The sequence below is a fragment of the Parabacteroides acidifaciens genome (genome assembly GCF_003363715.1).
Lineage (GTDB): Bacteria > Bacteroidota > Bacteroidia > Bacteroidales > Tannerellaceae > Parabacteroides > Parabacteroides acidifaciens.
The window spans coordinates 19,403-44,735 of sequence record NZ_QREV01000022.1; the positions used below are offsets into that span (position 1 = coordinate 19,403).

Annotated in this window: 20 protein-coding genes; 12 read left to right on the top strand and 8 right to left on the bottom strand. The window is 49.3% G+C overall.

The window, feature by feature from the left end; genetic code table 11:
- Positions 1-161 precede the first annotated feature (161 nt).
- The 5 genes from pflB (at position 162) to ahpF (ending at position 6,526) form a co-directional block, all read left to right on the top strand.
- The gene (pflB, locus tag DWU89_RS10710) at positions 162-2,402 is read left to right on the top strand and encodes a formate C-acetyltransferase (protein ID WP_115499641.1); all 2,241 of its coding nucleotides are present in this window, start codon (positions 162-164) and stop codon (positions 2,400-2,402) included.
- Complete coding sequence (pflA, locus tag DWU89_RS10715; RefSeq protein WP_187574932.1) at positions 2,399-3,139, top strand: pyruvate formate-lyase-activating protein; 741 nt, start codon at positions 2,399-2,401, stop codon at positions 3,137-3,139. Before pflB ends, pflA begins: the two co-directional genes overlap by 4 nt.
- Before the next feature lie 91 nt (positions 3,140-3,230).
- Positions 3,231-4,136: a cation diffusion facilitator family transporter gene (locus DWU89_RS10720; protein ID WP_115499643.1), complete on the top strand. Its 906-nt coding sequence runs from the start codon at positions 3,231-3,233 to the stop codon at positions 4,134-4,136.
- Positions 4,137-4,368: 232 nt separating this feature from the next.
- Positions 4,369-4,935: an alkyl hydroperoxide reductase subunit C gene (gene ahpC / locus DWU89_RS10725; RefSeq protein WP_115499644.1), complete on the top strand. Its 567-nt coding sequence runs from the start codon at positions 4,369-4,371 to the stop codon at positions 4,933-4,935.
- 4 nt (positions 4,936-4,939) lie between these two features.
- The gene (ahpF, locus tag DWU89_RS10730; RefSeq protein WP_115499645.1) at positions 4,940-6,526 is read left to right on the top strand and encodes an alkyl hydroperoxide reductase subunit F; all 1,587 of its coding nucleotides are present in this window, start codon (positions 4,940-4,942) and stop codon (positions 6,524-6,526) included.
- A gap of 97 nt (positions 6,527-6,623) precedes the next feature.
- On the opposite strand, the gene DWU89_RS10735 is transcribed toward ahpF, so the two are convergent.
- Together DWU89_RS10735 and DWU89_RS10740 are read right to left on the bottom strand one after the other, a co-directional pair.
- The gene (locus DWU89_RS10735; protein WP_115499646.1) at positions 6,624-9,092 is read right to left on the bottom strand and encodes a S9 family peptidase; all 2,469 of its coding nucleotides are present in this window, start codon (positions 9,090-9,092) and stop codon (positions 6,624-6,626) included.
- Between the two features lie 13 nt (positions 9,093-9,105).
- The gene (locus DWU89_RS10740) at positions 9,106-11,424 is read right to left on the bottom strand and encodes a glycoside hydrolase family 20 protein (protein WP_115499647.1); all 2,319 of its coding nucleotides are present in this window, start codon (positions 11,422-11,424) and stop codon (positions 9,106-9,108) included.
- A gap of 196 nt (positions 11,425-11,620) precedes the next feature.
- Here DWU89_RS10740 and DWU89_RS10745 point away from each other — a divergent pair, with 196 nt between their 5' ends.
- Entirely contained in the window at positions 11,621-13,354 is a 1,734-nt protein-coding gene (locus tag DWU89_RS10745; protein ID WP_115499648.1) for a helix-turn-helix domain-containing protein, read from the top strand.
- Positions 13,355-13,378: 24 nt separating this feature from the next.
- Here the strand turns inward: DWU89_RS10745 and DWU89_RS10750 are convergent, their stop codons facing one another.
- Positions 13,379-14,206: an MBL fold metallo-hydrolase gene (locus DWU89_RS10750; RefSeq protein ID WP_115499649.1), complete on the bottom strand. Its 828-nt coding sequence runs from the start codon at positions 14,204-14,206 to the stop codon at positions 13,379-13,381.
- A gap of 98 nt (positions 14,207-14,304) precedes the next feature.
- Between DWU89_RS10750 and DWU89_RS10755 the strand changes: the two genes are divergently transcribed.
- The 5 genes from DWU89_RS10755 to DWU89_RS10775 all read left to right on the top strand — a co-directional run bounded on the left by DWU89_RS10755 (position 14,305) and on the right by DWU89_RS10775 (position 19,537).
- Complete coding sequence (locus DWU89_RS10755) at positions 14,305-15,231, top strand: Mur ligase family protein (protein WP_115499650.1); 927 nt, start codon at positions 14,305-14,307, stop codon at positions 15,229-15,231.
- Positions 15,228-15,776, top strand: coding sequence for a DUF4924 family protein (locus DWU89_RS10760; protein WP_115499651.1), 549 nt, complete (start codon positions 15,228-15,230; stop codon positions 15,774-15,776). Before DWU89_RS10755 ends, DWU89_RS10760 begins: the two co-directional genes overlap by 4 nt.
- A gap of 7 nt (positions 15,777-15,783) precedes the next feature.
- Positions 15,784-16,650: a dTDP-4-dehydrorhamnose reductase gene (gene rfbD, locus DWU89_RS10765; RefSeq protein ID WP_115499652.1), complete on the top strand. Its 867-nt coding sequence runs from the start codon at positions 15,784-15,786 to the stop codon at positions 16,648-16,650.
- A gap of 28 nt (positions 16,651-16,678) precedes the next feature.
- Positions 16,679-18,259, top strand: a complete 1,581-nt coding sequence (locus DWU89_RS10770; protein ID WP_115499653.1) for a peptide chain release factor 3 — start codon at positions 16,679-16,681, stop codon at positions 18,257-18,259.
- Positions 18,260-18,394: 135 nt separating this feature from the next.
- Positions 18,395-19,537: a 6-bladed beta-propeller gene (locus tag DWU89_RS10775; RefSeq protein ID WP_115499679.1), complete on the top strand. Its 1,143-nt coding sequence runs from the start codon at positions 18,395-18,397 to the stop codon at positions 19,535-19,537.
- 14 nt (positions 19,538-19,551) lie between these two features.
- Here the strand turns inward: DWU89_RS10775 and DWU89_RS10780 are convergent, their stop codons facing one another.
- From DWU89_RS10780 to DWU89_RS10800, 5 genes are all read right to left on the bottom strand, one after another.
- A complete protein-coding gene (locus DWU89_RS10780; RefSeq protein ID WP_115499654.1) occupies positions 19,552-20,247 on the bottom strand; it encodes a YjjG family noncanonical pyrimidine nucleotidase in 696 nt (231 codons plus the stop codon).
- A complete protein-coding gene (locus DWU89_RS10785; protein WP_115499655.1) occupies positions 20,244-21,116 on the bottom strand; it encodes a Cbp1 family collagen-binding glycoprotein adhesin in 873 nt (290 codons plus the stop codon). Before DWU89_RS10785 ends, DWU89_RS10780 begins: the two co-directional genes overlap by 4 nt.
- A gap of 18 nt (positions 21,117-21,134) precedes the next feature.
- Positions 21,135-21,839 carry a 16S rRNA (cytidine(1402)-2'-O)-methyltransferase gene (rsmI, locus tag DWU89_RS10790; protein ID WP_115499656.1) on the bottom strand — a complete coding sequence of 235 codons (705 nt, stop codon included), beginning with the start codon at positions 21,837-21,839 and terminating at the stop codon, positions 21,135-21,137.
- Between the two features lie 13 nt (positions 21,840-21,852).
- Positions 21,853-22,611: a hypothetical protein gene (locus tag DWU89_RS10795; RefSeq protein WP_115499657.1), complete on the bottom strand. Its 759-nt coding sequence runs from the start codon at positions 22,609-22,611 to the stop codon at positions 21,853-21,855.
- A gap of 583 nt (positions 22,612-23,194) precedes the next feature.
- Complete coding sequence (locus DWU89_RS10800) at positions 23,195-24,610, bottom strand: ATP-dependent DNA helicase (protein WP_115499658.1); 1,416 nt, start codon at positions 24,608-24,610, stop codon at positions 23,195-23,197.
- Between the two features lie 93 nt (positions 24,611-24,703).
- Here DWU89_RS10800 and DWU89_RS10805 point away from each other — a divergent pair, with 93 nt between their 5' ends.
- Entirely contained in the window at positions 24,704-25,333 is a 630-nt protein-coding gene (locus DWU89_RS10805; protein WP_115499659.1) for a hypothetical protein, read from the top strand.

The following is a 25,333-nucleotide window of genomic DNA, read 5'->3' on the forward strand; positions in this document are numbered from 1 at the left end:
TGAAAGTCAATGCGACAAAGATAGTTATTCTTTTATTCCCTCTTATCCCCATTTATAGGTATTTTCCCCCTTTTAACACCGATCTGCTTGGAGAGTGTTTCCCTGATAGCAGGAAAAAGCGTATCTTTGCACGCCTAAACCGAATTAGACAAGATAAGCTTATGAAGTTTGAAAACGAGAACTGGGCGCAGTTCAAAGGAGAAACCTGGAAAAAGGAGATCAATGTAAGAGACTTTATCCAGAACAATTACAAGCCTTACGACGGAGATGACAGCTTCCTCGTACCCTCTTCGGAGAAAACGAAGAAAGTGTGGAACAAACTGACCGAAATGTTTAAGGTTGAGAGGGAAAAAGGAGTATATGACGCCGAAACAAAACTTCCTCAGGGGATCGATACCTATGGTCCCGGTTATATCGATAAGGAAAACGAGGTGATTGTAGGCCTACAGACGGATGCTCCGCTGAAACGCGGAATCTTTCCGAAAGGCGGTATCCGCATGGTTGAAAACAGCTTGGAAGCCTATGGGTATCATCTGGACCCGATGACAAAAGAAATCTTCACTAAATATAGAAAGACGCACAACGAAGGTGTTTTCTCCGCTTATACGGACGAAATGGTTGCTGCACGCCGCTCGGCTATCATCACAGGTTTGCCTGATGCCTACGGACGCGGACGTATTATCGGTGACTACCGCCGTGTGCCTCTCTACGGAACCCGGATCCTGATCGAAGAAAAGAAACGTTTCCAGAAACGTCTTGACATCCAGGAACTGACCGAAGAAATCATACAGAGCCGTGAGGAGATAACCGAACAGATCAATGCACTGAAAGCGTTCGAACGGATGTGTGCCGCCTATGGTTTCGACGTGACATGTCCGGCACGGGATGCCCGCGAAGCCGTGCAGTTCCTGTATTTAGCTTATCTGGCTGCGGTGAAAGATCAGGACGGGGCTGCCATGTCTTTAGGACGTACATCGACTTTCCTCGATATCTATATCGAAAAAGATATACGTGAAGGCAAGCTGACGGAAGAAGAAGCACAGGAACTGATCGACCAGTTTATTATCAAACTGCGTATTGTCCGTTTCCTGCGTACACCGGAATACAACGACCTGTTCTCGGGCGACCCTGTCTGGGTGACCGAATCGCTGGGCGGACAGGGCGTCGACGGTCGTTCGTTAGTGACAAAAACCTCTTACCGCTACCTGCATACCTTATACAACTTAGGTCCGGCACCCGAACCTAACCTGACAGTGCTTTGGTTCAATAATGCGCCGGAGAACTGGAAACAGTTCTGTGCGAAAGTCTCGATCGACACCTCGGCTATCCAGTATGAGAACGACGACCTGATGCGTCCGGACTATGGTGACGACTACGGCATTGCCTGTTGTGTCTCTCCGATGAAGATCGGTAAGCAGATGCAGTATTTCGGCGCACGTGCGAACCTCGCCAAGTGTCTGCTGTATGCCATCAATGGCGGGCGTGACGAGAAATCGGGCGTGCAGGTGGCTCCCCGCTTCGAACCGATTACCGGTGAATACCTGGACTATGACGAAGTGATGGAGAAATATGAGCAGATGATGCGCTGGCTTGCCAAAGTGTATGTCAATGCGTTGAAGATAATCCACTATATGCACGACAAATATGCGTATGAAGCGTTCGAGATGGGCCTCCATGACGGGGATGTGCAGCGTATCCGTGCAACCGGTATCGCCGGCCTTTCCATTGTTGCCGACTCGCTGGCCGCTATCCGTGACACGAAAGTGAAAGTGATTCGTGATGAACGCGGTCTGGCTGTCGATTTTGAACGTGAAGGCGAATATGTGCCTTTCGGAAACAATGACGATCGTACCGACAGTATCGCTGTCGAGATCACCGAGAAGTTCATGGAGTACCTGCGCCAACACCAGACATACCGTAAGGCTACGCCGACACAGTCTATCCTGACAATTACCTCGAACGTGGTTTACGGAAAGAAAACCGGTGCGACTCCCGACGGCCGTCCGGGTGGTACGCCGTTCGCTCCGGGTGCAAACCCGATGAACGGACGCGACAGGAAAGGGGCGATTGCTGCTTTGGCCTCCGTAGCCAAACTGCCTTTCCAACATGCGCACGACGGTATCTCCTATACGTTTGCCGTTTCCCCTGCAACCTTAGGGAAGGAACGCGCCGTACAGGTGAGCAACCTGGTGAGCCTGCTGGACGGTTATTTCACACCCGACGGCGGACAGCATCTGAACGTGAACGTCTTCGACAAAGACTTGCTGTTGGACGCAATGGAACACCCGGAAAAATATCCGCAACTCACGATCCGCGTCTCCGGTTATGCCGTAAACTTCGTGAAACTGACCCGCGAACAGCAGCTCGATGTCATCTCACGAACAATCAACAGCGCCTTATAGTGTTAGGAAGAATACATTCAATAGAGAGTTTCGGGACCGTCGACGGTCCCGGAATTCGCTTTGTCGTCTTTATGCAGGGCTGTCCGCTTCGCTGCCTGTATTGCCATAATCCGGACACGTGGGAAAAAAAACGGGACGGGAGCGAAAAAAATCGGGACACGTCCCATTTTCGTGAACCTGGTGACCTGCTTGCCGAGGTGTTGCGTTATAAGAATTTCATAGCCAAAGGCGGTGTTACCGTAACCGGTGGCGAACCTCTGTTGCAACCGGCTTTCCTGAAAGAGTTTTTCCGTCTTTGCCGTGAGAATGGCATCCATACGGCGTTGGACACGTCCGGCTATATCTGTTCAGCGAAAGCGTTGGAAGTTCTCGAATATGTGGACCTGGTTTTACTGGATATCAAAACGATAGATGCCGAACTGCATCCCCGCCTGACCGGAGTCGGAGGGGAAAACACTCTGCATTTCCTGGATGAACTTGAACGCCGGCAGATTCCGGTCTGGATTCGCCATGTCGTTGTTCCCGGCCTGACTGACGATGACGCTTCGCTCGAAGCGCTTGCCCGCTATATCAGCCGTTATAAGATGGTACAGAAAGCGGAACTCCTTCCTTACCATACGATGGGCGCTTATAAATATGAGGCGCAGGGTATGGAATATCCCTTAAAAGGCGTCGAGCCTCTTTCCGCCGAACGTTTGGCTAATGCCAAGGCGATCTTCAAGAAATATGGCCTTTAGATTGTGAAATACCTATAAATGGGTATAACAACGTGACTTGAAAAAACATAGCTTTGTACCGTATTGTTATCAATTAAAAAAGTACACGAATATGGGACATAGTCACGAACATCATCATGATCATCATCACGAAATAACATCTCTGAATAAAGCCTTTATCATTGGTATTTCTTTGAATTTAGTATTTGTCGTAGCCGAGTTTCTGGCCGGGTTCTGGTATAATTCGCTCGGTTTGCTGTCTGATGCCGGACATAACCTGGGCGATGTGGCGAGCCTGGTGCTTGCGATGCTGGCTTTCCGGCTGGCGAAGGTACAACCCACTTCCCGCTATACATACGGATATAAGAAGAGCACGGTGTTGGTCTCTTTGCTCAATGCGGTGATCTTGTTGGTTGCTGTCGGGATTATTATCGGCGAGAGTGTTGGCAAGTTGTTTCATCCGCAGCCGGTGGAAGGCGATGCGATCGCGTGGGTTGCCGGAATCGGGGTGGTCATCAATGCCGTTACCGCCTGGCTGTTTATGAAGGATAAAGACAAAGACCTGAATGTGAAAGGAGCTTACCTGCACATGGCTGCCGATGCGCTGGTGTCGGTGGGTGTTGTAGTGTCGGGGTTGGTGATTGCCCGGACGGGGTGGTATGTGATCGACCCGGTTATCGGGCTGTTGATCGCGCTGATTATCATCTATTCGACTTGGGGACTGTTGCGGGACAGTCTGCGTCTTTCCTTAGATGGCGTCCCGATGGGAACGGATATCGGGAAGGTGGAAAATGCGATCCGGAAAGTTCCCGGTGTACAGGATGTCCATCACCTGCACATTTGGGCGATCAGTACGACCGAGACAGCCCTTACGGCTCATATCGTCATCAAGGATACAAACCAAATGGAGACGGTCAAACATGAAATCAAACACGAACTCGAACACGTCGGGGTGCAACATGCTACGTTAGAGTTTGAAACAACAGGCGCCTGCTGCACAGAGCCCTGTTGCGAATAGGAACCACTCGTTCCCGCGCTCGACGCGGGATCGCAAAGATACAGGCTGCAGAAACACTTGATTTTGATACTTCCTGCTCTTTTGCGGCCCCGCGTCGAGCGCGGGGAGAAGGAAACTCATCTATCGGCGGATAAAAATTATCAATTTGAAAAATTCTTTCAATCAGGGGCTTACGATTTACCTTTGTGCTGTAATCAAAAAATAGTAGTAACAAATTTAAATAGTAAAAATCATGGAACCGATTATTAATTCACAAGCACCCGAGTTTAAAGTACAGGCATTTCAGAATGGTAATTTCAAGACTGTAAGCAGCGAAGATATCAAAGGCAAATGGGCCATCTTCTTCTTCTATCCTGCCGACTTTACCTTTGTTTGTCCGACCGAACTGGTAGACATGGCCGACAAGTACGATAAATTCCAGGCAATGGGTGTTGAAGTATATTCCGTAAGCACAGACTCCCACTTCGTACACAAAGCATGGCATGATGCTTCCGAAACAATCCGCAAGATCAAATACCCGATGTTGGCAGACCCGACAGGTGCTTTGAGTCGCGCATTCGGTGTGATGATCGAAGAGGAAGGTATGGCATACCGCGGTACATTCCTGGTGAATCCGGAAGGCAAGATCAAGATTGCCGAAATACACGATAACGGCATCGGCCGTAACGCAGACGAACTGCTTCGCAAGGTTGAAGCTGCCCAGTTTGTAGCTTCCCACCCGAATGAAGTTTGTCCTGCAAAATGGAAGAAAGGTGAAGCAACTCTGAAACCGAGCATCGACTTGGTTGGTAAGATCTAAAGCTATGTTAGATTCTGCAATGAAAAGCCAGCTTTCCGGAATATTTTCCGGGCTGGCTTCCCAATATGTATTTGAGATAGAAGTATCTCCCAATCACGAAAGCCGCCAGGAGCTGATCGAACTGTTAGGTGATGTGGCGTCTTGTTCGGATCATCTGTCGTGCCGCATCTCAGATGGTGAGGGGCTTCAGTTTACAATCGTAAAAGATGGTGCGCCCACCGGTATCCGGTTTCGTGCAGTGCCCAATGGACATGAATTTACATCCCTGCTATTAGCTATCCTGAATAGTGACGGAAAGGGTAAAAATATACCGGATGAAAGCATCCGCGCCCGTGTTAGCGCCTTGAACGGCCCGATCAAGCTGACCACTTATGTGTCGCTGACTTGTACCAACTGCCCGGATGTAGTGCAGGCATTGAACGTCATGACGACGCTCAACAGCCAGATTACACATGAAACGGTAGACGGCGCTATCAACCAGAAAGAGGTAGAGGCGATGAAGGTGCAAGGCGTCCCTTCTGTCTTTGCCGACGGAAAACTGATTCACGTAGGCCGTAGCGATTTCGGCGAACTGCTTTCCAAACTCGAAGCCCAGTATGGGATTAATGAAGAGACTGTTGATAACTCTGTTGAAAAACCTGTTAAGAACTATGATGTGATAGTAGTGGGAGGCGGTCCTGCCGGTGCGGCGTCTGCTATCTATTCGGCGCGTAAGGGCCTGAGTGTCGCTGTCGTAGCCGAACGTGTCGGTGGACAGGTCAAGGAGACGGTCGGCATCGAGAACCTCGTCTCTGTTCCCCATACGACAGGCGAACAGTTGGCGAATGACCTCCGCACGCATATCAACGATTACCCGATCGACATACTGGAACACCGGCGCATTGTTTCCGTGTCCGTAGAGACAGACGGTCGTCTGTCTCCATCGCGGTCAACGGTATTAACGGCTTCTACCGGTGAACGTTTCTCAGCTCCTGCCGTTATCGTTGCTACAGGGGCAAGCTGGCGTAAACTGAATGTTCCCGGTGAGGCGGAATATATCGGGCGGGGTGTCGCTTTCTGTCCGCATTGCGACGGTCCGTTCTATAAAGGCAAGCATGTCGCAGTAGTCGGTGGAGGCAATTCAGGTATCGAAGCTGCGATCGACCTGGCCGGTATCTGCTCGAAAGTGACGGTACTGGAATTTATGGACGAACTGAAAGCGGATCAGGTATTACAGGAAAAACTGAAAAGCCTGCCGAATGTAGAAGTATTTCTGCACTCCCAGTCTTTAGAAGTGATCGGTAACGGTGAGAAAGTGACCGGCCTTCGTGTAAAAGACCGTAAGACAGAAGCGGAACGGGTGATCGACCTGGACGGAATATTTGTGCAGATCGGTTTGGCAGCCAACAGCGGCGCCTTCCGTGATGTTGTCGAAACGAATAAACCGGGAGAGATTGTGATCGACGCGCATTGCCGGACAAATGTTCCTGGCATCTATGCCGCCGGCGATGTCTCGACCGTCCCTTATAAACAGATTATCATAGCAATGGGCGAAGGGGCAAAAGCAGCTTTGTCTGCTTTTGAAGATAGAATGAGAGGTTTGTTAAGTTAGTATTAGTACTTGCTATGATTAAGAGGGTGTGACCGTTGTCCTTACAGGACTTCCGCCACACCCTCTTTTATAATTCTTAATTTTTAATTCTTAATTCTCAAAGTGTCTTCTCCGGATACATCGCCTCCCACCATTCCGGCTGGTCTTTCAGCCATTTGGCGAACCAGGCGTAGATTGTTTTATTCCATTCGGCCCGTTTCTTATAGTCGAATATCTGGTGGTTCTGTCCCATGACCTGGACGAAAGCAGTCGGTTTACCTAACAGTTTCAGCGCAGTAAACATCTGAATACTTTCGCCGATAGGCACGTTGGTGTCGACCGAACCGTGGAGGAATAGGATCGGCGTGTTGATTTTGTCCGCATTGAACAGAGGACTTTGCTGTGTGTACATATCCCGTGCATTCCAGGGATAGCTGTTGGCGCTTGCTAAGGCGCTGTAGGAATATCCCCAGTAGCCTTCGCCCCAATAGCTGGTGATGTCGCTGATCCCGGCGTGCGAGATAGCGGCGGCGAAGATATCCGTCTTCGTTTGCAGGTACTGCGTCATGAAACCACCGTAGGAAGCGCCGATGCAACCGATCTTTCCGGCATCGACAAACGGATGTTCCGCACAGAATTTCTTTGTCCCTTCAATGATTTCGTCTCCCGTACGTTTACCCCACGCATTCACGTGGCGGGCAGCAAATTCCTGTCCGAAACCGGTTGCCCCGCTGGGCTGGATGATGTAAACGATATATCCCAATGCGGCATATACGTGCGACGGGTAACGGTTTTCGAGTGAACGCTCCGTCGGGCTGGTGCCGCCGTAGTAGTTGACGATCATCGGATATTTCTTGTTCGCATCGAAATGAGGAGGCAGGTAATAACGTCCGTAGATCGTATCCCCCGCAGCCGCCTGGAAATTCCAGTCGTGCACTTCTCCTAACGTCACATCTTTCAGGATACCGGCAGAGAGGTCTTTCAGGCAAACGGAAGTGTTCTTCTTCAGGTTGACGGAGTAGAGACGTTGCGAGTTGGAGGCGCTTTCACCGAAGTAGACCAGTTCGGGCGCCGTGTTGGCCAGTGTGAAATCCGAGAGGATATCCTCTTTCAACGGTATAGGGCTGATCGACCCGTTTGCCGGATTCAGGACATAAAGGCGCACGCAATCCTTATCTTCTCCCTGCAGGTAGATTTGTTTGTTGGCCCTGCTCCAGACGAAGCTCTGGACAGACGGGTCGAAGTCTTTGGTGACAGCTGTCGCCTGTTTACTTGCGGGATCGTAGAGGAAAAGTTGCCCGTCACCCATATTAGAGGTCTGTCCCGGAGCGATATTCAAACCGATCCGGTTGAACGCTTCGCCGGAACCCGCTATTGCGAGCTGCTTACCGTCGGGCGAGAATTGGGCATAGCTGATGAACGGATCTTTCAGCAGCAATTCCGTCTCGAGCGTCTGCAAATCCATCCGGTAGAGCAGGGTGGTGGCGAAGGGACGTTTTGTCAAATCCCGTTCGCTACACGTAAAGAGTATGTAGCGTCCGTCTTCCGAAATGTCGTTGATCGAAGTGGATGTATGTCCGTAGGTAAGGCGCTGGAACAGGCCGGTAGCCAGGTCGTACTTATGGATAAACGAGCGGGTGCGCCAGCCTGGCTGACGATCGTCGGGTACAAGGATCTCCTGCAGGTCCTCTCCTTTTTTCGGCCCTTCTTCGGACACGTTGAAGAGCAGGAAGTCTTCTGTCGGGGCAAAGCTGAACCAACCGTCAGGAAGGTTAGAGGCAAGGACAGTCTCCGCCTTTGTTGCCGGGTCGACGGTGACCAGCTCTTTACCCTGCATCCCTTTACGAGTGTAGTAGAGGCGGTTGCTGCGGGGCATCCAGCTATAATGGTTGCTGCCGCTTTCCATCAGAACTTGTCCGGTGGCGCGGTCGGTCACTTGCTGGAACGATTCGGTTTCGCCGCCGGTGTAAGTTGTCTGGTAAGCCGTCAACAGGTATTTCCCGTTAGGTGAGAGGCTGACGGAGCGAAGACGTGTCCCGTCGAAAACGTCGTTCAGGGTATATCGCTTTTCGGGACTGGTTGTAGCCGTGACGACCGCTTTGCTATCTGTTTTAAAGGTAGCTTTCGGTGCGTCGTTCGTTTTGCCCGGAATCGCGAGATATTTGATAACGACTTCGTAGCGGCGGGGTTCGAGTGTCAGTTTGATTTCGCCGTTGGCGGGTGTCTGTTTCGCATTGTCGAGATAGACTTCGTATGTCTCCGGTCCGCTGATCAACAAAGTTCCGTCGGTATAGCGGTCACTGTTCAAATAGAACGAAACAAGGCTGACGGAGTAGGCACCTGCTTGTCCGGTCGCTGTTCCGGCATCCAGCGTTTGTGCGCTTTCCCGCACGTTGTCGAACGGGACGGCAGTCTTCAGTAGATATATCTCTGTGAATTTCTTACTGTTCACGTCGAGGCTGTCGGCAAGGAAGGGTTTCTTTATTTCGTATGGCCCTGCATACCTGAATTGTTTTACCGTCACCTCCTCAGCAAACAGACTGCAACAGGCGCAAAGTGCAGATAGGATAAGAATGTTTCTTTTCATGGAATATGTGTTATTACTGAATATTAATCTCATCCACAAACAAGAACGCCGGATTGCCAACACCGCCGTGCCATGCCGGGAGTTTGTCGCTCTTGATGATGACTTCGACGTAGCGGGCTTTAACCGGGGCAAAAGTGATTTCCTGCGGGTAAAGTCCGTCTTTGTCGTCCTTGCCTAAAGACGGGATTGTCTTGGCGGCTACCTCTTTGAAGGTCTGGCCGTCGTCAGATACTTTCACGGTGATGCCGGCAGCTCCCATGATCCAGTCGCCTTTTACGACATTCGTGTTGAAAGCAACCCGGCTGAACTCGGTCGGCTCTTTCAGGTCGATGACTGCATCTACGTCTTTGCCTTGGAAGCCGAGCCAGCGTCCGGTCTTGTAGTTATCGTTGCCGCTCAGGCCGTCGGTCAGTTCCGGACCGCCGTTGAAGTCGTAGCCTTTGCTGGGGGCTACCCGCAAGGTGACCGGTTTGGCCGTAGCCTTGTTGAAGTCGATCTTTTCGGAGAAGATGCGGCTGTTGCCGGTCGGACGGATAGCGACCGCTTTGATCTCTACGTTCTCCTTGATGCGGAGAGGCGCTTCGTATTTCGGGCTGGCCGTGTTCGGTTCGCTACCGTCGAGCGTATAATGGATATCGGCATCGCCCTCGGTTTCAAGTGTGACAACCACTTCGCCTTTGTCGCCGTCGGTGGCGAAGAAAGCGCGGATGTCGAAGATATGTTTGGCATAGTTGTAGCCCAGGCGGTCGTACAGCTTCGTCATGCGGACGAGACGGGGCAGGAACGCTTTATAGTCTTTCGGGGCATTCGACCATTGTACGTCCGCCAAAGCATCCATACGCGGCATGATCATATATTCCACCTGGCTGAATGTCGGGATATATTCCGTCCAGAGGTTTGCCTGTGCACCGATCACATACTTTTGGTATTCTTCCGGTATTCCGTTTGTCGGTTCAAACGAGTAAACCCGTTCGAGAGGTAGATAGCCGCCGATCGCCAGCGGATCATGTTCCGTGTCGGTCGATTGGTAGTAGTCGAAATAGAGGTAAGAGTTCGGAGTCATGATCACGTTATGCTGTTGCTTGGCAGCTTCGATGCCGCCGCCGACACCGCGCCAGCTCATCACTGTTGCGTTCGGAGCCAGTCCGCCTTCCAGTATCTCGTCCCAGCCGATGATATGGCGTCCTTTGCTTTCGACGAACTTTTCCATGCGCGAGATCACGTAGCTTTGCAGATACTCTTCGGCACTGTGCTTGCTGTCTCCCTTGATACCTTCCGCCTTGATGCGTGCCTGGCATTTCGGGCATTTCTGCCAACGTACTTTCGGACATTCGTCACCGCCGATATGGATATATTCGGAGGGGAAGAGGTCGATCACTTCGGCGAGCACGTCTTCCAGGAATTGCATGGACTTCTCGTTTCCGGCACAGATCACATCGTCCGACACACCCCATTGTGTCCATACCTCATACGGACCTCCCGTACATCCCAATTCGGGATAAGTAGCGAGGGCTGCCAACTGGTGGCCCGGCAGATCTATTTCGGGAATGATCGTGATGAAACGTTCCTTTGCGTAGGCGATGACGTCGCGTATCTCGTCCTGCGTATAGAAGCCGTCGTAAGGCTGGCCGTCATACTTTCCGGAGTTACGTCCGATCACCGTCTCTTTACGCTTGGAGCCGATTTGCGTCAGTTCCGGATATTTCTTGATCTCGATGCGCCAACCCTGGTCGTCTGTCAGATGCCAGTGGAAACGGTTCATATTGTGTAAGGCAAGAATATCGATAAACTTCTTGACCGAATCCGTCGGGAAGAAATGGCGCGAAACGTCGAGGTGCATCCCACGATACGGGAAACGCGGATAGTCGTTGATGCTGACTGCCGGCAGTTCGACCAGCATGCCGTCGGCCGCCGCAGGAATCGATTTGCGCAACGTCTGTGCGCCATAGAAAATACCGGCGTTTGAAGCGCCTGCGATCTCGACACCGTTTTCGCTCACCAGCAGGCGGTAGCCTTCCTTGTTTTGGATGTCGGAGGCGATGGACAGGTGGATCCCCTTGCCGGCATCTCCCGCCGTTACTTTCGGTTCATAACCGGTTACCTCTTTGATATAGGAGGCAAGGAAACGGGCGGTCTGTTCCATTTCCGCATCGCCTTCCTGATAGGTGATAGGCGTGGAGGGTTTCAACAGGAACGGGGCGCTCCCCTGTACAGCCACCTCTTGCGGCAGCGGAATGACGGCGTAATCGCCTTGTGCTTTCTGACCATCCGAACAGGCTACTGCTCCGGCAATAGCTGTCAGGATACATGCGTACTTCGTTAGTTTGTTCATGCGTTTAAAAAATTAAGTTGAATGATGTTGCCAAAGATAGTGAAAAACCGGCAAACCATCCTTGACCAAGTTTATATTTCTTCTTTTGATGTAATATGGCGATTTGTCAATTCAAGGAGAAGCAAATTCTTGTTTTTGATTGTTTTAATGGGATAAAGCAGTATATTTGTAGAGAACAAAGTAAATAAGTGACATTATGAAAAACATCGTCAGCCCGGTTGTTCTGTGGGGAACCCTATTCCTGTTCCTTTTTTCGTCCCTCTCGGCGCAAAATTCCCGTCAGCGGGCAAAAGATTCTCTGCGGCTTGTCGTTTCAAAAACAGAAGGAGCCGAGCGGCTGGCAGCCAATAAGAAACTGGTTGGCCTCTATCAGTTGGAGGTAAACAAAGACCAGGTGCTCGATACGATCCTTGCCATTTACGATGCCATGAATGCCGATGCCCGGAAGCTTGGGGACCTGAGGAAGCAAGGAACTATCCTTCACAACCGCCTGACAGCAATCAGTAGCAAAGGTCTTTATGACGAAGTGATCTGTCAGGCCCCTGCCACCCTCGATTTTCTTGCCAGGAATGAATTGTGGAAAAACTATTACTTAGTGTGTAGTCTGTTTATCAATGCCTATATTCGCCAGGGAGAGTATGAAAAAGCCCTTGCCAAGGCCGACAGTATTTATAACTGCGCAAAAGCACAGGACAACCGTGCCGGAATGGGAGTAATACTGCACGACATCTCCAGGATATATACCTTTCAGTGGCGGTATCCCGAAGCAGAGAAATGTCTGCGTGAGAGTATCGATATGCTGCAAGACCAAACATCCTATCTAAATATGCTGGCTACCGTTTCTTGCCATCTTGTGATGAATCTCATCGCACAGAAGCGCTATGACGAAGCCCTGAAGGCTGCCTGCAAAACCGAGGAGGTGAACCGCCGTTTCGAAGCAGCGGCAAAGTCTCCGCAACCGTCTGCCTGGTGCAACCTCTGGTTTAGCTACATTGATTTATACCGCCAAATGAATGAATTCGACAAGGCACAGCTCTACATTAATAAAGTAGACAGTGCAACGAAAGGTAGTGTCAAACTATACAAGGAACGCGGACACGTTCTTTACGGGAAAAAGCGCTATCGCGAAGCGCTCGAAATGTTAGACAAAGCAATAGAGCAATCCCCCAACATGATCGAATCGAAAGGCTTGAAACTGATGACTCTTATCCAGATGGATGAGCCGGAGAAAGCAGTTGAACTGTTTTACAAAGTTATTGAGGAGCGGAATGCGGATTTTAATAGGGACTATAACGCCAAGCTCGATGAGATTCGTACACAGTATGAGGTGGACAAATATGTTGCCGAGAAAGAACGCAACCGGATTTATTTCCTCTTTGCACTTGGCCTCTGTCTCTTCCTCGTCCTGCTGCTTGCCGGGGTTGTCTACTATAACCGTATCATTGCCGCTAAGAACCGTAACCTGTACAGGCAAATCAAAGAGCAAGACCGGATGGCGAACGAATTATCATTGCTGTCCGTCACGCCTCCACCGGTGGAGGATACGAGTTTGGCTGCTGCCGAAGAACTGCCCGGCAGCAGCCAGCAGCGTAAACTGGTTGCGCAATTGCGGGAGTATCTGCTTAAGGATAATAACCTTTTTAACGCAAATCTCGCCCGTGACGAGATCGCTTCGGCTCTCGGTACGAACAAGAACGCACTGAACGAAGCAGTAAAGACCGTTATTGGAAAAACTCCGATGGAATATGTCCGGACGATGCAACTCGACGAGGCTCGCAGGTTGTTGGAGAAACACCCTGAACTGACTGTCGAAGCTGTCGCGTTGAACTGCGGTTTCAATGTGGTCGAAACATTTTATCGCCTTTTCCGCAAACATTATGGTATCACTCCTGCGGAATATCGGAAGATTGCCTTGTCGGAACAGAACTGATAACTGCTATCCCAATATAGGGCTTCATATCTTAATTACATCCTCTTTCCTGTAGAAATCGTTAACCTTTTTTACCGTGCTGCAACGCGTATAGGCGTCGTGACAATAAATAAGCGCCTGTTTCTCGCGAGCAGCTTCTTCCAGCATACGGACTTTTTCGCGGTAGGAGAGGACAGGGTAGGTGTCGTAGGCCGAAATCCATTCGGGTGACACGCTGGCGGCGAGCGGGATGACGTCGCCGGCAAAGACGTAGGTGCGTTCGGATGTCGTGATGTAAGGTGCGATCTGTCCGGGCGTATGTCCGTCGAAAAGACGTAGGTTGACGGCGGAGCAAAGCTGTGTTTCTCCATCTATTAAACATAGTTTGCCGCTTTCCTCGACAGCTTGCATATTTTCAATGAAATAAGAATCCTTTTCAAGCGCATTCGGGTGGAGAAAATTCTCCCATTGCCGGCGGCTCACCCAATGCGTGGCGTTGGGAAAGGAGAGCGCGTAGCCCGGCTGTTGTGTTTTCCGGGTGGTGTAGCCGCAATGGTCGAAATGGAGGTGGGTAAGGATGACATCTGTAACCTCCTCGCATGCGACTCCCCGCTTTTGAAGCTCTTCACCCAGATCGGCAAGGTCGAAGAAGTTGTAATAGCTGAGCTGTTTCAGGTGTTTGTCGCCCGCTCCGTTGTCGATCAGTATGATGCGCCCGTTATCGTCGCGGACCAGGACGCTACGCATTGCCAAGACACAGCCGTTCTGCTCGTTGCTTGGATAACGCCGGCTCCAAGCTGTCTTGGGTATGGCGCCGAACATGGCACCGCCGTCAGCGTAGAAAAAACCTGTGTCTATTAGTTGAATATCCATAAATTATACTTTTTGATACAAATATAGGGAAGTTTTTTCTTCCGTTCCCATACAACGGGTAAATGAAATTGTTTACCTTTGCGAGCAAAATCTGAGTGATGCGAAAAGTTCATTTAATCTCCGTAACCGAGCCTCTGTTGTTTGATTTGGCCTTGGCTATTCACCAAAAAGGGTACGAAGTCAGTGTATCCGGTGACGGGCTGGCCGATGCGACGCTTGCCAGACTGGATAAAGAAGGTTGTACCTGCCATGGAGACGGATGGTTTCCGGAGAGATTAACTAAAGATATACAATTTGTCGTATTGGGGGCTACGGTCCGGCAGGACAATCTCGAACTGATACGTGCAAAGGAACTGGGATTATTAGTGCTTTCGATTCCTGAATTTATTTTTCAACGGACGAAAGAGAAGACGCGGGTCGTTGTTGCCGGCAGCCGGGGAAAGAAAACAATCATTTCGATGATTGTCTGCGCCCTGAAGCGGCAAAAACTTGCGTTCGACTATGCGTTGACCAGCGAAGTGCCTTTGTTGCCTAACCGTGTACATCTGAGCTATGAAGCCCGGATCGCGATTATCGAGGGCGATGAGCATGTCACGTCTGCCCTGGAGAAACGCTTCCAGCTCGAGTTCTATCGCCCTCACATTGCAATCCTGACAAACCTGATGTGGACTTCCGCCACCGACCACGCCACGCCGGAAGCCTATCATACGACTTTCCGTACGTTTGCCTCGTCCATCGAGCGCGAAGGCAAGCTGATCTATTTCGATGGCGACCCAGTCGTGAAACAGCTTGCGCAGGAGGTACGCGAAGATATTACGGCCATGCCCTATGACGAGCATGTCGTGATCGAGAAAGAGGGAAAGACCTTCCTGCAAACTCGCTACGGGGATTTTCCCGTCTATATTCCGGACCGCTTTTTCCTGATTAATCTGAACGCTGCCCGCCTGGCCTGCCGCCAGTTAGGTGTAAAAGATGCGGATTTTTATCAGGCATTATCCGAATATAGTGTATCTTTGCAACCATGATTATTGCGAAACAAAAAAGAAAAGAAAATATAGCCGAATATCTGTTGTACATGTGGCAGGTGGAAGACCTGATACGTGCCAACAACTTCGATATGGATTCTATCCGCCGCATGGTGGTAGACCGCTACGACCAGCCGGAAGAGGTGAAGGAAGAGATTGCCCGTTGGTATGAGGAACTGATCGAGATGATGCGTTCCGAAGGGGTGAAGGAGAAGGGACACATCCAGTTGAACCGGAATGTGATTATCGCCCTGACCGACCTGCACCTGCGGCTTCTGAAATCGCCGAAAGAGATGGTCTACGGCGCGGCTTATTATAAAACACTCCCTTATATCGTCCAGCTCCGTGCCAAATCGGGCGGCGAAGAATTGCCTGAACTGGAGACTTGCTTTAATGCCATTTACGGTTTCCTAATGCTGAAGATGCAGGGCAAGGAGATCAGTCCCGAGACGATGGAGGGTATCAAACAAATCAGTTCGTTCCTGGCGCTTCTGGCCGAGAAGTATCGTGAAGATATGAATGGGGAACTGAAATTAGAAGAATAAAAACAAGATGAAGACGATATTAGTAACAGGGGCTAACGGGCAATTAGGCAACTCGATCCGTCTGCTGGCTGCCGGCTATCCGCAGTTTGCATTCGTGTTTACGGATGTGGACACGCTCGATATCTGCGACGCTCCGGCGGTGGATGCGTTTGTGCGTGAAAAGAAAGCGGACTATATCCTGAACTGCGCCGCTTATACGGCTGTCGACAGGGCGGAGGATGACGAAGCGCTTTGCCTCCGCATCAACCGCGATGCGGTGAAGAACCTGGGCGAAGCGGCCCGTGCCGTAGGGGCGAGGGTGATACATGTCTCTACGGATTACGTGTTCGACGGAACGAACCATCTTCCGTATGTGGAAACGGATGCGACTTGTCCGGCTTCTGTCTACGGGCGTACGAAGTTAGCGGGGGAAGAGGCGTTGTTAGCGGTTTGTCCGGATGCGGTGATTATCCGTACGGCATGGTTGTATTCCGAGTTCGGGAATAACTTTGTCAAGACGATGTTGCGGTTGGGTGGTGAACGTGAACAGCTGTCGGTTGTCTTCGACCAGGTTGGTTCGCCGACGTATGCAGGTGATTTGGCGGTGGCTATCCTGGCTGTGTTGGTGCAGGCTGAGGAAGGCGCTTTTGTTCCGGGTATTTACCATTTCTCCAATGAAGGCGTTTGCAGCTGGTACGATTTTGCGGTCAAGATCATGGAGTTGGGAAATGCTCCCTGCCATGTCCTCCCGATCGAATCGAAAGATTATCCGGCAAAAGCAGCCCGCCCGCATTTCAGCGTCCTGAACAAAGCGAAGATTAAAGCGACATACAAAATCGATATCCCGCATTGGGAAGCGAGTTTGCGTAGGTGTATAAATACGCTTTCCAAATAAGTAACAAAACGAAATAAGATAAATAACAATGAGTCAGTATTCAGAAGAGATTGAGAGAAGAAGAACGTTTGCTATTATCAGCCACCCGGATGCCGGTAAGACGACTCTTACCGAAAAACTGTTGCTCTTTGGTGGTGCCATTCATGTGGCAGGTGCCGTAAAGTCCAACAAGATCAAGAAGACGGCAACTTCCGACTGGATGGAGATTGAAAAGCAGCGTGGTATCTCTGTCGCAACCTCCGTGATGGCTTTCGACTATTCCGGTCATAAAATCAACATCCTCGATACTCCCGGTCACCAGGATTTTGCAGAAGATACGTTCCGTACGCTGACGGCTGTAGACAGTGTTATCATCGTGATCGATACCGCAAAGGGTGTGGAAGCGCAGACCCGCAAACTGATGGAAGTTTGCCGTATGCGTAAGACCCCCGTGATTGTTTTCGTCAACAAGATGGACCGCGACGGTAAAGACCCGTTCGACCTGCTGGACGAGATCGAGGAAGAACTGCATATCAACGTCCGCCCGCTCAGCTGGCCGATCGACATGGGACAACGCTTCCGTGGCGTCTATAATATATACGAACAGAAACTGAACCTCTACACGCCGAGCAAGCAATATGTGACGGAGAACGTAGAGTTTAAGGATATCAACAGCCCGGAACTGGAAACTTATATCGAACCGGAACAGGCCGAAAAGCTTCGTTCCGATATCGAACTGATAGAAGGCGTTTATCCGGAATTTAATGTCGCTACCTATCTGAAGGGCGATATCGCGCCGGTGTTCTTCGGTTCTGCCTTGAATAATTTCGGTGTGAAAGAATTGCTGGATTGTTTTATCAACATCGCCCCTTCCCCCCGTCCTGTTGCGGCAGTGGAGCGTGTGGTCGATCCGGAAGAGGATACCTTCTCCGGCTTCATTTTCAAGATTCATGCCAATATGGACCCGAACCACCGCAGTTGCATTGCTTTCGTCAAGATTTGTTCCGGACGCTTCGAGCGTAATGCGAACTATAAGCATGTCCGTTTCGGCAAGATGATGCGTTTCAGTAGTCCGACAGCTTTCATGGCGCAAAAGAAAGAGGTGGTGGATGAGGCCTTTGCCGGTGATATCATCGGTTTGCCGGATACCGGAAACTTCAAGATCGGCGATACGCTGACTTCCGGCGAGGATCTCCACTTTAAGGGCTTGCCAAGCTTCTCGCCCGAGATGTTCAAATATATCGAGAATGCCGATCCGATGAAGGCAAAGCAGCTGAACAAGGGTATCGAGCAGCTGATGGACGAAGGTGTCGCACAGCTTTTCACGAACCAGTTCAACGGCCGTAAGATTATCGGTACGGTCGGACAGTTGCAGTTCGAGGTAATCCAGTACCGCTTGCTGCATGAATATGGCGCGCAGTGTAAGTGGGAACCGATCAGCCTTTATAAAGCCTGCTGGATCGAAAGCGACAATGCCGTCGCCCTCGAAAACTTCAAACGGCGCAAAGCCCAGTATATGGCACTCGACAAGGAAGGACGCGATGTCTACCTGGCTGATTCGGGATATGTCCTGACGATGGCTCAGCAAGATTTCCCGGATATTAAGTTCCATTTTACGTCGGAGTTTTAATAAATCGATATATCATGTGAAAGGCGGTTCTCGGATCGCCTTTTTTTGTATCCATATCTTTGAAAAAAGATATGATTACTTTTTATTGTCCTGAAATAGATGTACATTTATGGCTTAACCCATAATAATATTCATATGAAAGGACGAATTACAATTTCAATACTGCTCTCATTTCTGTTGATTGGATGTGGAGAAGCTAATAGACAACCGGTAGATGATCTCATCACGGTTGATGTTACGGCAAATTATCCGGAAAAGGAATTGATTCTTCAAGACTTCATGGATGTGGAATATGTTCCTTTGGAAACTACTGACGAATTTCTTGTGAAAGGCAGAGTGATGGATGTTGGTAAGGATCTTATAACTGTGGTGAATACAAAGGAGGGAGAAGTCTTGCTTTTTGACAGAGCGACCGGTAAGGGAGTAAAGAATATTAACCATAGGGGGCAGGGTCCAGAAGAGTATGTTTTACCTTTTAGTGTCCTTTTAAACGAGGATAAGAACGAGTTGTTTGTGAACGACCCTTTTTCCAGTAGGATACAAGTCTATGATTTGGAAGGTAATTATAAAAGAACCGTTTCATATAATAAGCAGGGCGCATTTGTTTTTTATGATTATAATGAAGACTATTTTTTATCAGAGGAGATTGGCGTACCTGGAAACGAGGGGCCAGCAAATTCGTTTTTCTTATTATCCAAACAGGATGGGAGTATAAAGGATATTGAGATTACTTACGGGAAAAGAAAATCAGTGGTGATTGCGAAAGACGGTCTTGTAAATTTTCCCCCAAACGGGTTTATTGTTCCTTTCCAAAACGGCTGGGTATTGACAGAACCTTCCGCTGATACTATATATCTGTATCAACCGGATAATGGTGTTCGTCCTTTTATGGCAAGAGTCCCTTCTGTGCAAGTCATGGAGCCGGAGGTCTTTCTTTTCCCCGGTGTTCTTACAGACCGTTATTATTTTATGCAGACGGTAAAGAAAGAATATGATTTCGGGAAAGATGAAGGATTCCCTTCTACCGATCTGATGTATGATAGGCAAGAAAAGAAGATATACCAATACTCTCTTCTCAACAATGATTTCAAAGATAGAAAGGAGGATATGTTCTTACGTAATCTGAGTAATAAGATTGCATATCAAACGGTAATGGATGCTTCTTCTTTGATAGAGGCCAATAAAGATAGCAAACTGAATGGTAAATTGAAAGAGATCGCAGGGAGATTGAATGAAGATGACAATCCGGTGGTTATGTTGGTGGAATACAAAAAATGATCAATTTGCGAACCTTATAAAATACTCTTTATTTCTTCCAGGCTGCGTACTGTGTAGGTCGGCGTAAATCCTTTTGCCGGCAGCCCTTCCGGGTTAAGCCATAGCTGGTCTATCCTGGAGTTGTGGGCTCCAACGATGTCGGCTTCCCAGCTGTCGCCGATCATCAGGGTTTCGCTGCGGCGGGAATTGGTGTTTTTGAGGGCGAAGTCGAATATCCCCTTATGCGGTTTCTGGATGCAGGCATCTTCGGAAAGAATCATCTTTTCGAAGTAAGGCGCGAGGCCGGAATTGCTGAGTTTCTTGAACTGTACTTCCCGGAAACCGTTGGACAGGATATACAGGCGGTAGGAGGGACGCAGGTATTCCAACAGCTCGATTGCGCCCGGCACAAGGCGTGTCTTGCGGGTAGTGCGTTGCAGGAAGTCGTTGTTGATTGCCAATACCGCATCCTTGTCTTCTATTCCCATCGGGCGGAGCATGTAGCGGAACCGTTCGACGATCAGTGTCATGCGGTCTATCTCATTGTTACGGTATTGTTCCCATAGCAGGTTATTGTGTGGCCAATAGATGTCGAAGAAAGCCTCGAAGGAGGCATAATACCGGTCAAAGTGGTGAGCGGCATATAGTTCTTCGAGGCATTCTTTATTGTTGTGGTACGTATCCCAAAGGGTATCGTCCAAATCTATAAAAAGACTTTTATATCTTGTCATCCTACTTCTATCACCAGATATTTACCTAAGCTCCAGAACGCTTTTTCGTCTGTAATCTTCAGCGTGATGTTGCCGTCTTCATCTTTTACAAACTCATAAGAACCTTCCGGATGGTTGGATTTCAGTTTTGCTTTGCCGGCGAACAAAGGAATCTCTTTCACTTCGCGCACGTCGATGGAGATGAAATAGTCCTTGTTGAAGCCGCTCTGCAGCACTTTGGACTTGGAGAACAGGCCGCCACCCGAAAGAATCTTCTGGTCTTTCAGCTCTTTGGATGTTCCGAAGCAGTAGTAAGCTGTGTTAAGAGCCTTGTCCTGTTCCTGTAGCTTTTCAGACTGTGCGGCGGTTGTTGTTGCCAGGCCTTCCACATCTTCGTTCAGCGAAGCGACCATTTCGTCCAGTTCCTGGATGCGTACGTTCTTCTTTGCCAAGTCTTCCTGCAAGGTGACGATCATGTTAGCCTTCTGGTCCAATTCGGAAGAAAGGCGGCTGATTGTTTTGCGCAGGGCTGCCGACTGGATTCCGCTCTTTTTCAGCTTCTCTTCCAGTTCGCTGATCTGCTGTTTATTCTTTTTAAGCGTTTCGCTGATCAACTGCATATTTTCTTTGATCTGTTCGCGGTTACTCTTGTTCAGATCGCCTTTTTGCTGTTGGATATTGAGATAGTTTTCAGCATCACGGATCGACTGGATGTCAGCCTCTACATCGTTGAGTGTGCCGAGTATCTCGTCCATCTCGGAGTTTGCTTTCGTGTTTTCAATTCTCAGAGAGTCGTTTTCTGCTTTCAGCTTCTTGTATTCCGCTGAATTTTGTCCGCAGGAAGACAGCATGGCTGCGCAAATCGTTGTTGCAATTAATACCTTTTTCATTTTCTTTTTGTTGTTACGTTAAACTTCTGTTCCTGTCTCTTTGTCCTTTTTATCTTTTAAGCCTGCTAAAACTATAACAATTTCTCCTTTCGGTTCGTTCACGGTAAAGTGGGCGATTACCTCTTCGAGTGTGCCGCGCACTGTTTCTTCGTGTATCTTGGATATTTCGCGCGATACGGAAACGGGGCGGTCATTCCCGAAAAACTCGGTAAGCTGTGTCAACGTTTTGACCAGCCGGAAAGGGGATTCGTAAAAGATGATGGTGCGCGGTTCCGTCGAAAGTTCTTTCAATCGGGTCTGCCGTCCCTTTTTCTGGGGCAGGAAACCTTCGAAGCAGAACTTCTCGTTGGGAAGTCCCGATGCTACGAGTGCCGGCACGAAAGCGGTTGCTCCCGGCAGGCATTCCACCTCCACACCCTGGCGTACACACTCGCGCACGAGCATGAAACCGGGATCGGATATCGCGGGGGTTCCGGCGTCGGACACCAATGCGATGTTTTCGCCCGCCTTGATACGGGCTGCCACCTGTTCCACGGTCTTATGCTCGTTGAACTTGTGGTGCGACTGCATCCTGTTCTGTATCTCGAAATGCTTGAGCAGAATGCCGGTAGTACGGGTGTCCTCCGCTAAAATGAGGTCGGCCTCTTTCAGCACGCGAATCGCCCGGAAAGTCATGTCTTCCAGGTTTCCGACGGGAGTGGGTACTACTGTTAATTTTGCCATAATCCTTTATTCTTTAGAGGAAGCGTTTTTCAAGCAGCTTGATAAAATCGGCTACCGCTTCGTCTTCTATGTTCCATTTTAGTTCGTTATTCAAATATGTAATCGAGTCTTCGTAAGAATGAATCTCGTTCAGGTCGTTGATAGCCTTATTCATTCGTGCTTCGTCACCACCGAACAGCTCGCGGCGGAAACGGAAGCGGTCGTTCAGGCTGAAAGCTTTCCTGAAGTCGGAAAGGTTTTTCTTTTCCAGGATATCGTTCAGGAATAATCCTCCACGCTCTGCCGTCGTCACCTTATTCGGTATTTCTACTGTGGGCGGAGCCGGTTCGACGACCGGTTCGGGCTGGACGGCCACCGGCTCTTTCACCGGAATTTCTTCGCGGGGTGCTTCCGTGACAACCTCTTTCGGAGTGGCTTCTATTTCTTCCGGCTGTTCGGCAATAACCGGGTCGGCTACTGCGGAAATTGGTTCGGGAACGATATTTTTTGGTTCGGGAGCTATAATTTTTGGCTCCTGTGCCGTTTCTGCCGGGGCGGCAACCGATGGAGGGATGGACTGTATCAAAGCCTGATGTTCTTCCATCTGTTTGCGCAGCATCTCGATCTGAGCAGCTTCCAGCGAGTGGAGGTCTTTCAGAATCTTATGCGTGAGATCGAAAGTCTGGCTGAAGAAAGACACCGGGTACACTTCTGCATCCCGCATTCCGGCAACCAACGTTTCAAGCTCCCGAATATCCAGAAGCAGATAATCTATTTTTTCTTTATTTGCCATTCCTTTTTTTACCATTCATGAAAACCAATAAGCCGGCTTTCGTTTATATTGCAACAAAAATAGGTATTTCTTATATATGTAACGCGTTTATTGTATGAAATATTGTTATTCCTTCACAGCTCTTTCGTTGTATGCACATCGACAAATCATCATTTATAGGTTCAAATATTCTTAAAACTTAAACAAGCGTGAAGGTCCTGACTCGTCAAGATCGCCTGCGAAATGGTATTGCAGTACTTCATGGGTTTATAGTGCCGTAAAGGAAAGAATAACCCGGCAGATAGAATGAACGATGCGGGATGTGTGCCCCCTCCATACCTACCCGCTATTCATGTTACAGCCGTGAAACAAAAGAAATCCAACTGTAACATAGAAGGAAGACAATTGTAACATGAAAAGAATACAGCTGTGACATGCAATAGAGGACCGATGTTTACCCGTTATTGATTCACTTTTTGCCAGATGTGAAACAAATGATGATTTAACGGGGTGTTCTTCGATGCACACGGAAATACCAAACAGACTCTGCCGAAACAAAAACAAGCCCCGGGAGATGGTAACACTTCCGGGGCTTCGTCGTTTATTATTCTTCGAACTCTTTCGGCAAGTTGACCAGATAGAGCCGGTGAGTCGCACGTGTAAAGGCAGTGTAGAGCCAGCGATAAAAATCTTCGCCCAGCATCTCCTCGGTGATGTAGCCGATATCCAGGAAAACGTTCATCCATTGTCCGCCCTGTGCCTTGTGACAGGTGACGGCATAGGCAAACTTGACTTGCAGGACGTTGTAGTGCGGGTCGGCTTTCATCTTTTTCATCTTGCCCGCCTTTGTCGGTATGTCGTCGTAATCTTCAAGGATGGTGTAAAACAGTTTGTCGTTCATCTCTTTCGGTAGTGCAGGCGCGTCTGTCTGCAACGTGTCGAGCAGGATTTTGACATCCATCTCGAGATCGTAGTCCTGAAAACGGACCAGTACGTCTGCGAAGCGGAAACCGTAAAGCTCGTACGTCCTTCGTACGCGGAGCACCTGCACGATCTCGCCGTTCGCGATAAAGTCCATCTCCTTGCAATCCGCCGTCCAGAAATAGTTGTTTTTGGCCACCATCAGGCGGTCGCCGGACGAAAGTTCCTCCTCGCGGTAGAGGATACGGTTACGGATGCCGTTATTATATATGGTAGCCCTCTTATTGGAGCGGGAGATGATCATGGTATCCTCGATTCCATCCCGGCTGTAGGCGGAAGATATCTCTTCGATCAGTTCGTCTCCGTTCACCTTCCTGAAGTCGGTAAAGCCTTTCAGCCGGAGCTTGGGAAATATTTCCACCGCATCGTTCCGTAAGGCGTCCCTGAGGCGGGTGGCATTGAACAGGATTCCGGAGTCTTCACTTTGGCGGACCACCTGGGTAAGCGTGATTTCCTCTACTTTCAGATTGTATCCCTGCAGGACTTGCCGGCTGAGAGCGGGGCTTTCGGACTGCATGACAGGAGGGAGCTGCGCCACGTCGCCCATCAGGATCAGCCGGCAGTTCTCGCCGGAGTAGACATATTGGATCAGGTCGTCCAACAGACGTCCCGTTCCGAAGACGAACGAGTCCAACCCGTCGTTGGCGATCATGGAGGCTTCGTCAACGATGAATAACGTGTCTTTGTGCAGGTTGTCAGCCGGATGGAAGCCTGTCGGTTCGTTGGAGAACGCTTTCTGGCGGTATATTTTTTTATGGATCGTGTAGGCTTTCTGTCCGGCATAACCGGAAAAGACCTTTGCCGCCCGCCCGGTCGGAGCCAGAAGAATACTTTTTTGCTTGAGTTCCGCCATCGTCTTCACCAGTGCGCCGACCAGCGAAGTTTTTCCCGTTCCTGCATATCCTTTTAGCAATAGCAGCGAATCCGTCTCTTCCGAAAGCAGGAAATCAGTCAGCCTGTTTAATGCTAAAAACTGGTCTTCGGTCGGATTATATGGGAAATTTTGTGTAATTTGGCGGCTTAAATAACTATTTATCATTTTGATCGCAATAATTTTCGCGATAAAGGTAGTGTATTAAATATTCTTTTTTAAATTTGCCGAACGAAATAAATTCAAAAAACAATATAAACCATGAAAGTTACATTAAAGATTTTATTGGCTGTGGCAGTATTACTGCTTGTGTACATGTGTTACAGAAGTATTATGGGTCCGATCGAGTTTAAAGAAGAAAGGGATCGTCGTGAAACTTTAATCAAGGCGCGCCTGATCGATATCCGTAAGGCTCAGATCGAGTATAAGAACCTTCACAAGGTGCACGCAGCAAATTTCGATGAACTGAGTAAGTTCTTAAAAAACGAGAAAATACCGTTCTTGATTAAGGAAGGTGTATTGACTGACGAACAGCTCGAGAAAGGTATGACAGAAAAAGAAGCCGTGAAGAAAGGTTTGATCAGACGTGATACCAACTGGGTAACTGCAGTGGATACATTGTTTGGTAGCAGTTATAATGTAGACGACATGCGTAACGTGCCGGGAACAAGCGTGCAGTTCTCAATGGATACGGCTACACTGACTTCCGGTTCCGGATATACAGTGAAAGTATTCCAGTGCGGTGTTCTGTATGACGACTATCTGGGCGATCTGGACAAACAGTTGGTTTACAACTTGAAGGATAAAGCCGAAAAGATGAACAAATATCCGGGTCTGCGTGTCGGTTCTATTGAAGAAATCAATAACAACGCAGGTAACTGGGAAGATTAA